The organism is Streptococcus sp. 10F2 (assembly GCF_054331515.2).
Map to the genome: position 1 here is coordinate 25,041 of NZ_JBTGGE020000015.1, position 9,470 is coordinate 34,510.

Sequence of the window (9,470 nt, forward strand, 5' to 3'; positions counted from 1 at the left end):
CCCCAAATTTAATTAAAGGAAAAAAATATGAGCTTTGGTAAAAAACTACTGAGCATCTCTGTTCTGGGGATGACAGCTCTGTCTCTATCAGCCTGTGCAGCATGGATTGATAAAGGCGAATCCATTACGGCTGTGGGATCTACAGCCTTGCAACCGCTAGTCGAAGCCGCATCAGATGAGTTTTCTGCCCAGCATCTAGGAAAAACCATCAATGTCCAAGGTGGAGGATCCGGTACGGGTCTTTCTCAGGTGCAATCGGGTGCTGTTCAAATCGGGAATAGTGATGTCTTTGCGGAAGAGAAAGATGGGATTAAAGCAGATGAATTAATGGATCATCAAGTTGCAGTTGCAGGTTTAGCTGTGATTGCTAATAAGGAAGTTAGCATCGATAATCTCACCTTGAATCAATTACGAGATGTCTTTGCGGGCAAGATTACCAACTGGAAAGAAGTTGGGGGACCAAACTTGGAAGTAACGATTATCAACCGTGCGGTTGGTTCAGGTTCCCGTTCGACTTTTGATAAAGTTGTTATGGATGGTGTAACTGCTAAGAAGAGTCAAGAACAAGATTCCAATGGTATGGTTAAATCCATTGTGTCTCAAACACCGGGAGCTATTTCCTACCTTGCCTTTTCTTATGTAGATGACTCTGTGAAACAGTTAAAGCTGGATGGTGCTGCACCAACTGCTGAGAATGTTGCTACAAATAAGTGGCCTATCTGGTCTTATGAGCATATGTATACTAAAAAGAATAAGGATGAGCTCACAGAAGAGTTCTTGGACTATATGATTTCTGATGAAGTCCAAGATGGTATCGTTCGTAGCATGGGCTACATCTCCATTAATAAAATGGAAGTTGAGAAAGATGCGGATGGTAAGGTAACTGTGAAAGCACAAAGTCCAAATAGCGAGGGGGAACAGAAATGAAAACATCAGAATTAGAAAAGAAATTACTATCCCCTTCTAAAAATTCCAAATTAGAAAAATTTGGTAAAACAGTTACCTTTATGTGTCTCTCACTGATTGTTCTAGTGGTTGCGATGATTTTGATTTTCGTGGCTCAGAAAGGTTTATCGACCTTCTTTGTAGATGGAATTAATCCCATTTCTTTCCTTACAGGAACAGAATGGCAACCAAGTGTGAAAGATGCGAATGGTCAACCTTATATGGGGGCTCTGCCAATGATTACAGGTTCCTTTATTGTTACCATCTTATCTGCCCTGCTTGCAACTCCTTTTGCGATTGGAGCGGCTATCTTTATGACAGAGATTTCTCCTAAATATGGAGCTAAAATCCTTCAGCCAGCTATTGAATTATTGGTGGGAATTCCATCAGTAGTTTATGGATTTATTGGGTTACAAGTGGTTGTTCCTTTTGTCCGCGGTATTGCAGGTGGAACAGGGTTTGGAATCTTATCTGGGGTATTTGTCCTCTTCGTTATGATTTTGCCAACTGTGACCTTTATGACTGTCGATAGTTTGAAGGCTGTTCCACGTCACTATAAAGAAGCGAGTTTAGCTATGGGGGCTACTCGCTGGCAAACTATCTGGCGCGTGGTTCTGAATGCTGCTCGTCCAGGTATTTTTACGGCTATTGTCTTTGGGATGGCACGGGCCTTTGGTGAAGCATTAGCGATCCAGATGGTTGTCGGAAATTCTGCTGTGATGCCAACCTCTCTGACAACACCCGCTTCAACATTGACTTCTGTTTTGACTATGGGAATTGGGAATACCATTATGGGTACGGTTCAGAACAATGTTCTTTGGTCCTTGGCTTTGGTTCTTTTGATGATGAGTCTAGCCTTTAATTCCGTGATTAAATTAATTACAAGGGAAGGAAAGAGAAATTATGAACGCTAAGAAAATGAACAAGGTGGCGACCACTGTTCTCTACACCATTGCAGGAATTATCGTCACCATCCTAACCTCCCTTCTCTTATTTATTCTGGTTCGAGGTTTGCCACATGTAAATTGGCATTTCTTGACAGGGCGTTCTTCTTCTTATGAAGCTGGAGGCGGGATTGGAATCCAATTGTTTAACTCCTTTTTCTTGTTGGTCATTACTCTTTTGATCTCCCTTCCCCTATCTACGGGAGCAGGAATTTATTTATCAGAGTATGCCAAGAAGGGGCCTGTTACTAACTTTATTCGAACTTGTATCGAGATTCTTTCATCACTCCCTTCTGTGGTTGTTGGTCTCTTTGGATATTTGATTTTTGTTATTCAATTTCAATATGGTTTCTCTATTATTTCGGGTGCCTTGGCATTGACAGTTTTTAACTTGCCAATGATGACACGGAATGTTGAAGATAGTCTTCGGACGGTTCATCACACTCAGCGAGAAGCTGGTTTGGCACTTGGATTATCACGATGGGAAACTGTAGTGCATGTTGTTATTCCGGAGGCTCTTCCTGGAATTGTGACGGGTATTGTTTTGGCTTCCGGCCGTATCTTTGGTGAGGCGGCAGCCCTCATTTATACTGCCGGGCAATCTGCTCCAGCTCTTGATTGGTCAAATTGGAACATCTTAGATGTAACAAGCCCTATTTCTATTTTCCGCCAAGCGGAAACTTTGGCTGTCCATATTTGGAAGGTCAATAGTGAGGGAACTATACCAGATGCTATGCAGGTATCAGCAGGAAGTGCAGCAGTTCTTCTGGTCTTTATCTTGATTTTCAACCTAGGTGCTCGTTACCTTGGTAAAAAACTTCATCAGAAGATGACTTCAGCATCCTAAGGAGGTTTAAGGAAAAATGACAACATATAATTGGGATGAAAAACACATTATTCGTTTCCCAGAAGAAAAAGTTGCCCTTGAGACCAAGGACCTTCATGTGTATTATGGTCAGAATGAGTCCATCAAGGGAATTGATATGCAGTTCGAAAAGAACAAGATTACGGCCTTGATTGGACCATCAGGATCTGGGAAGTCGACTTACTTGCGTAGTTTGAATCGCATGAATGACACCATTGATATTGCCCGCGTTACAGGGGAAATTCTCTATGAGGGAGTGGATGTCAATCGTCCAGATATTAATGTGTATGAAATGCGCAAGCATATTGGAATGGTCTTTCAACGGCCGAATCCATTTGCTAAATCGATTTATCGCAACATTACCTTTGCTCATGAACGGGCAGGGGTGAAAGATAAGAAAGTCTTAGATGAGATTGTGGAGACTTCGCTTAAGCAGGCAGCCTTATGGGATCAGGTGAAGGATGATCTTCATAAATCGGCTTTCACCTTATCAGGTGGACAACAGCAGCGGCTTTGTATTGCTCGCGCAATCTCTGTGAAGCCTGACATTCTTTTGATGGATGAACCGGCTTCTGCCTTGGATCCAATTGCGACAATGCAGTTGGAAGAGACTATGTTGGAATTGAAGAAAAACTATACCATTATCATCGTAACCCACAATATGCAACAAGCTGCTCGGGCTAGTGATTATACGGCTTTCTTCTATTTGGGAGATCTAATCGAGTACGATGAGACTGGAAAAATCTTCCAAAATGCCCAACTAAAATCCACAAATGATTATGTATCAGGACGTTTTGGTTAGGAGGAAGTCATGACAGAACCTATTTTAAGTGTGAAGGACTTATCCGTGTACTACGGTAAAAAGAAAGCCCTCAACAGTGTTTCATTAGACTTTTATCCTAAGGAAATCACTGCTCTCATTGGACCTTCGGGATCTGGTAAATCTACTCTTTTACGGTCTATCAACCGGATGAATGATTTAAATCCTGAGGCTAGTCTGACAGGATCAATCGTTTATGATGGGCACGAAGTATATAGTCCTCGACGTGATACAGTTGAATTGCGTAAGGAAATTGGAATGGTCTTCCAGCAACCCAATCCTTTCCCTATGACGATTTATGAGAATGTAGTCTATGGTCTCCGGATAAAAGGAATTAAGGATAAACAAGTCTTGGATGAGGCTGTGGAGTCATCTCTGAAAGGAGCTTCTATCTGGGATGAGGTCAAAGATCGATTACACGATTCTGCCCTAGGTCTATCTGGTGGACAACAACAGCGGGTCTGTGTAGCACGGGTATTGGCAACCAGTCCTAAAATTATCTTGTTGGATGAGCCTACATCCGCTTTAGACCCTATTTCATCTGGTAAAATTGAAGAGACCCTTTATGGTTTGAAAGATCAATACACCTTACTCTTAGTGACCCGGTCTATGCAACAAGCTTCTCGGATTTCCGATAGAACTGCATTCTTCCTTGATGGAAATTGCTTGGAATATAGCTCTACCAAGGATATGTTCCTCAATCCACAGCACAAGGAAACGGAAGATTACATTACAGGTAAATTTGGATAGGAGTTCATATGTTACGTACACAATTTGAAAATGAATTAGAGAAACTACACAATCAGTTTTATGCGATGGGAACCGAAGTTCTATCTCAGATTAACCGGACCGTTCGTGCCTTTGTTACTCACGATCGCGAATTAGCTCGTGCTGTTATTGAAGATGACGCGGATGTCAATAAGTATGAAGTAAAACTCGAAGAAAAATCTCTTGAGATTATTGCTCTTCAACAGCCTGTTTCACATGATTTGCGGACTGTTATTACGATTCTAAAGGCGTCAAGTGATATTGAACGCATGGGTGACCATGCAGTATCTATTGCGCAAGCAACAATCCGTGTAAAAGGAGAAGTACGGATTGCAGCTGTTGAGCAAGAGATTGATAAAATGGGTAAAAAAGTCAAAGAATTTGTGGAAGCGACTTTGGACCTCTATCTCAAAGGAGATGTTGACTCTGCTTATCAAGTTGCGGCTATGGACGAAGAAGTTAATGATTATTTCAAAAAGATCCAAGAATTAGCAACTGAAGAAATTAAGCATAACCCCGAAGCCATTGTGGCAGGTCGGGACTATTTCCAAGTAATCAGCTACTTGGAACGAATTGGTGACTATGCCAAGAACGTTTGTGAATGGGTTGTTTATTTGGAAACAGGTGAAATTGTTGAATTGTAAAATGGATACGCACCGTTTCAAGTAGACAGACAAAATATGAGGAACCAGATTGCTTTGGCATAAGCGGTCTGGTTTTTCTTATCGGCAATCATTTTCCAAGAATCTCTAGATTTTTTGGATTGTTTAATCGGAAACTTATTTTGAACGTACTTGAGTCTTGGCTCTCAGCTTACTTTCAAAAGCAATATTGCTTTTTCTAGATATACTAAAAATCCTACTGAAGTAGGCAGTACGAATACATAAAGTACTGTCTATTTCAGTAGGATTGTATTAAACTTCCTCGTTTTTTCAGTTGCAAAAATAAAGAGCAGTGGTACAATTTTACTATGAGCAAGGAATTAATTGAGAATAAATTGGCACTATTGCCAACAAGTCCCGGCTGCTATCTTCATAAGAACCAGCAGGGAACCATTATTTATGTTGGTAAAGCTAAGAATTTACGGAATCGTGTTCGTTCCTATTTCAGAGGGAGTCACGATACTAAGACAGAGGCTCTTATTTCTGAAATTGCCGATTTTGAATTTATTGTAACGGAATCCAATATTGAAGCCTTATTGCTTGAGATTAATCTTATTAAAGAGAATCGTCCTAAGTACAATATTATGCTAAAGGATGATAAGTCTTATCCTTTTATTAAAATTACAAATGACTATTATCCACGCCTGATAACAACCCGTCAGGTTAAAAAAGATGGTGCTATGTATTTTGGTCCCTATCCAGATGTGGGGGCAGCGAATGAAATTAAGAAGCTCCTGGATCGGATTTTTCCCTTCAAAAAATGTAGTAATCCAGCTGATAAGGTCTGTTTTTATTATCACCTACATCAGTGTGATGCCCACACAGTAACCGGTTATACGCATCAACATTTTATGGATATGGCCCAAGAAGTTTCCGACTTTTTAAAGGGGCAGGATGATAAAATTTTGGACGAATTAAAGGTTAAGATGGAGACCGCAGCGCAAGATTTGGAATTTGAGAGGGCAGCTGAATATCGAGACCTTTTACAAGCCATCGCTACATTACGTACCAAACAACGGGTTATGGCTAAAGATTTACAAAATCGAGATGTCTTTGGTTATGCTGTTCATCAAGGATGGATGTGTGTCCAAGTCTTTTTTGTACGACAGGGAAAGCTGATAGAGAGGGATGTGAGTCTTTTTCCTTATTACAATGACGCAGAGGAAGACTTCTTAACCTATTTAGGTCAGTTTTATCAAGAGACCAATCATCTTATCCCAAATGAGATTCTGTTACCAAAAGATGTGGATTTAGAATCGGCCCAAGCCTTGGTAGAGACTAAAATTCGTCAACCCCAGAGAGGGGAAAAGAAGCAACTAGTGAGTCTAGCGAGTAAAAATGCACGGGTTTCACTCCAGCAAAAATTTGATCTACTTGAAAAGAATTTTGAGAAAACCCAAGGAGCAGTTGAGAATTTGGGACGTGTGTTGGGAATTTCCACGCCTTATAGAATTGAGGCTTTTGATAATTCTAATATTATGGGAACAAGCCCAGTTTCAGCCATGGTGGTTTTTGTCAATGGAGTTGCCAGTAAGAAAGATTATCGCAAATACAAAATCAAAACTGTCGAGGGACCGGACGATTACGCTAGTATGCGAGAGGTACTCAGAAGACGTTATAGTCGGGTGATTCGGGAAAATCTTCCGAAACCAGACTTGATTATTATGGATGGAGGGCAAGGTCAGGTTTCGGTGGCTAAAGAAGTTGTTCATGGCGAATTGGGCCTTTCTATCCCTATTGCTGGTTTAAAGAAAAATGATCGTCATCAAACCCATGAACTACTTTTTGGTGACCCACTGGAAGTGGTGGAACTTGGTCGTCAGTCGCAAGAGTTTTTCCTCTTACATCGTATTCAGGATGAGGTTCATCGTTTTGCTATTACCTTTCACCGTCAAGTTCGAAGTAAGAATTCTTTCTCATCTAGGCTGGATGGTATTGAAGGACTTGGTCCGAAACGGAAACAAGTCTTGCTTAAACATTTTAAAAGTATTCCGAAAATCCAAGCAGCTAGTTTAGAAGAGATTCAAGCTCTTGGCATACCTCAAGTCGTTGCCCAGCGTGTTCAAGACAAATTAGCGGATAAGGTAGAGGATAAAGAGAATTAACTGCCTTAAAGCCCTTAGTTTCTTATGGCAGAATTCCATAGTTTTCAAAGAAGTGGTAGAATAGAAAGTAAAGGAGAAATATATGGCTATAGTAGATTTTCAAAAAGAAGTTGAATTGCGCAAAGAGGATTTACTTAGAGATTTATTTAGTCTCTTGGAAATTAACTCTGAGCGGAGAGATGACCTAGCAGATGCTGAACATCCCTTTGGACCTGGTCCTGTTGCAGCTCTGAAACATTTTCTTTCCTTAGCGGAACGAGATGGCTACTCTACTTTGAATGTAGATAATTATGCGGGCCATTTTGAATATGGGGAAGGAGAAGAGGTTCTTGGCATTTTTGCCCATATGGATGTTGTGCCAGCTGGGAGTGGTTGGGAGACAGACCCCTACAAACCGATTATTAAAGATGGCCGACTCTACGCGCGTGGGTCTAGTGATGACAAGGGACCAACCATGGCTTGTTATTATGGTTTGAAAATTATTAAGGAGCTTGGTCTTCCTACTTCTAAAAAAGTCCGCTTTGTAGTAGGGACAGATGAAGAATCTGGTTGGGCGGATATGGACTATTATTTTGAGCATGTCGGTCTTCCAGAGCCTGATTTTGGATTTTCACCTGATGCTGAATTTCCAATTATCAATGGTGAAAAAGGAAATATCACTGCTTATCTCCATTATCATGGCCAGCAAGAAGAAGGTCTTGAACTGTTGCTTTTCAAGGGAGGTCTCCGCGAGAACATGGTTCCTGAAGCAGCCACGGCTGTGATTAAAGCGGCACCTGAATCAATGGCTCAAGATTTTAAACATTATTTACAAGAAGTTGGCTTGAAGGGCCAAGTTCGAGAAGTAGAGTATGGTTTAGAATTGGAGTTAATTGGAAAATCTGCTCATGGTGCCTCCCCTCACCTTGGTGTCAATGGAGCAACCTATTTAGCTGCCTTTTTGGCAAATTATTCTTTTACAGGAACTGCAAAAGCATATCTAGATTTGGCTGGCCATAAGTTGAAAGATGACCATGACGCACGTGCTCTTGGCTTGAATTTTGTAGATGATCGTATGGGAGCATTGTCCATGAATGCAGGTATTTTTCATTTTGAAAAAGACTCAGATCAAAGTCATATAGCTTTAAATTTCCGCTATCCGCAAGGAATGACACCAGAAATGATTCAAACCAAATTGGCACAAGTATCTGGGGTAGAAGTGACTCTTTCTCAGCATGGACATACCCCCCACTATGTTCCAGCTGAAGATCCACTTGTGCAGACTCTTCTTTCAGTTTATGAAAAACACACAGGCTTGGAAGGGCATGAAAAAGTAATTGGTGGTGGAACGTTCGGTCGACTCTTGAAACGAGGAGTTGCTTATGGGGCTATGTTCCCAGGGTATATTGATACAATGCACCAAGCGAATGAATTTATTGAAGTGGATGATCTTTTCCGTGCTGCAGCTATTTATGCTGAAGCGATTTATGAATTGATTCGTTAAGCTGTTAACTCTATATAAGTAATAGCCAGTCCCTAGGGACTGGCTATTACTGTTGCCGATAGAGATGGTAGGCGAATTCGTCCAATGTCATTAAGTTAAGACTTAGAATCTAAAATAAGACCACTTTGGAAGTTCAAATTGATATCTGACTTTCGAAAGTGGTCTTTTTGTGCATGCCAAATAAAGGTTTTTATGACCTTTTTTAAAAATTATGATACTCTATAGATGAAACTTACTACTGATTGATTTTTCAGTCGCCTTTCAAACGTCCGACCTGGACGAATGATTGATAAGTGTCTTTCTATGTAAGTTTTCAACTTAGAAGAAGTGAGCCTGTTTTTCAGAAATTGTTTACAGGCATAAACAGCATCAGAAAAGCAGATTTGGTAGTTTTCTAAGCTGGACATTGTATCACTAACTTTCATAGTGATCCATCTACAGAAGTTAAACTCTGTAAAACGTGCATAAATTTCTTGAAGAACACCTTCCTTCTTCTTTGCATGAAAATTAACCAGACCTATACTATATTTTAGGTCTCTAAAACTTGTCTCTATGCCCCATCTACGGGCATAGAGTTTTTTAATTTCTTCAAAAGACAAGTCTGAATTTGTAACAAGGACCTCATATTTTCCTTCCCTTATCGGAAACTTTAAAATCCGAAAATGCAGTTCATAAAATTGAGGATCACTTCCATAACTAATAGAGTCCGAGAGAAAATCAAATCTGGAATTATGGGGAACAAATCGATATTTTTTTGGAGACTGTTTATAAAGATTTTTCATCTGTTTTGTTTGATTCCTAGACAATTTGATGGCAACTTCTTTTTCAATTGAGGTATCTGGTAAATGAAACCTTGATGCAAAAGATTCCAGACCATT

The 9,470-nt window shown here is 40.4% G+C and carries 9 protein-coding genes; 8 read left to right on the top strand and 1 reads right to left on the bottom strand.

The window, feature by feature from the left end:
- The first annotated feature begins 27 nt into the window (after positions 1–27).
- From ACXM1Q_RS04430 to pepV, 8 genes are all read left to right on the top strand, one after another.
- Positions 28–927, top strand: coding sequence for a phosphate ABC transporter substrate-binding protein PstS family protein (locus ACXM1Q_RS04430; RefSeq protein WP_458516536.1), 900 nt, complete (start codon positions 28–30; stop codon positions 925–927).
- A complete protein-coding gene (pstC, locus tag ACXM1Q_RS04435; RefSeq protein WP_135035742.1) occupies positions 924–1,859 on the top strand; it encodes a phosphate ABC transporter permease subunit PstC in 936 nt (311 codons plus the stop codon). Before ACXM1Q_RS04430 ends, pstC begins: the two co-directional genes overlap by 4 nt.
- Entirely contained in the window at positions 1,849–2,736 is an 888-nt protein-coding gene (gene pstA / locus ACXM1Q_RS04440; protein WP_458516539.1) for a phosphate ABC transporter permease PstA, read from the top strand. The genes pstC and pstA overlap by 11 nt, the downstream gene beginning before the upstream one ends.
- A gap of 16 nt (positions 2,737–2,752) precedes the next feature.
- Positions 2,753–3,556: a phosphate ABC transporter ATP-binding protein PstB gene (gene pstB / locus ACXM1Q_RS04445; protein WP_135035748.1), complete on the top strand. Its 804-nt coding sequence runs from the start codon at positions 2,753–2,755 to the stop codon at positions 3,554–3,556.
- Between the two features lie 9 nt (positions 3,557–3,565).
- Entirely contained in the window at positions 3,566–4,324 is a 759-nt protein-coding gene (gene pstB / locus ACXM1Q_RS04450; protein ID WP_135035750.1) for a phosphate ABC transporter ATP-binding protein PstB, read from the top strand.
- An 8-nt stretch (positions 4,325–4,332) separates the two neighbouring features.
- Positions 4,333–4,986 (top strand): phosphate signaling complex protein PhoU, encoded by a 654-nt coding sequence (gene phoU, locus ACXM1Q_RS04455; protein WP_135035753.1) that lies wholly within the window; start codon positions 4,333–4,335, stop codon positions 4,984–4,986.
- A 326-nt stretch (positions 4,987–5,312) separates the two neighbouring features.
- Positions 5,313–7,109, top strand: coding sequence for an excinuclease ABC subunit UvrC (gene uvrC, locus ACXM1Q_RS04460; RefSeq protein WP_458516542.1), 1,797 nt, complete (start codon positions 5,313–5,315; stop codon positions 7,107–7,109).
- 82 nt (positions 7,110–7,191) lie between these two features.
- Entirely contained in the window at positions 7,192–8,592 is a 1,401-nt protein-coding gene (gene pepV / locus ACXM1Q_RS04465; protein WP_458516544.1) for a dipeptidase PepV, read from the top strand.
- Between the two features lie 209 nt (positions 8,593–8,801).
- Here the strand turns inward: pepV and ACXM1Q_RS04470 are convergent.
- Positions 8,802–9,470 (bottom strand): transposase (locus ACXM1Q_RS04470; protein ID WP_458516546.1); only part of this gene is annotated, 669 nt, incomplete at its 5' end.

What these genes read in the sequence shown, in the direction of transcription:
- pstB (WP_135035748.1), top strand. Translation starts at nt 2,753, where the DNA reads ATGACAACATATAATTGGGATGAAAAACACATTATTCGTTTCCCAGAA.
- pstC (WP_135035742.1), top strand. Translation starts at nt 924, where the DNA reads ATGAAAACATCAGAATTAGAAAAGAAATTACTATCCCCTTCTAAAAAT.
- pepV (WP_458516544.1), top strand. Translation starts at nt 7,192, where the DNA reads ATGGCTATAGTAGATTTTCAAAAAGAAGTTGAATTGCGCAAAGAGGAT.
- pstB (WP_135035750.1), top strand. Translation starts at nt 3,566, where the DNA reads ATGACAGAACCTATTTTAAGTGTGAAGGACTTATCCGTGTACTACGGT.
- ACXM1Q_RS04430 (WP_458516536.1), top strand. Translation starts at nt 28, where the DNA reads ATGAGCTTTGGTAAAAAACTACTGAGCATCTCTGTTCTGGGGATGACA.
- pstA (WP_458516539.1), top strand. Translation starts at nt 1,849, where the DNA reads ATGAACGCTAAGAAAATGAACAAGGTGGCGACCACTGTTCTCTACACC.
- phoU (WP_135035753.1), top strand. Translation starts at nt 4,333, where the DNA reads ATGTTACGTACACAATTTGAAAATGAATTAGAGAAACTACACAATCAG.
- uvrC (WP_458516542.1), top strand. Translation starts at nt 5,313, where the DNA reads ATGAGCAAGGAATTAATTGAGAATAAATTGGCACTATTGCCAACAAGT.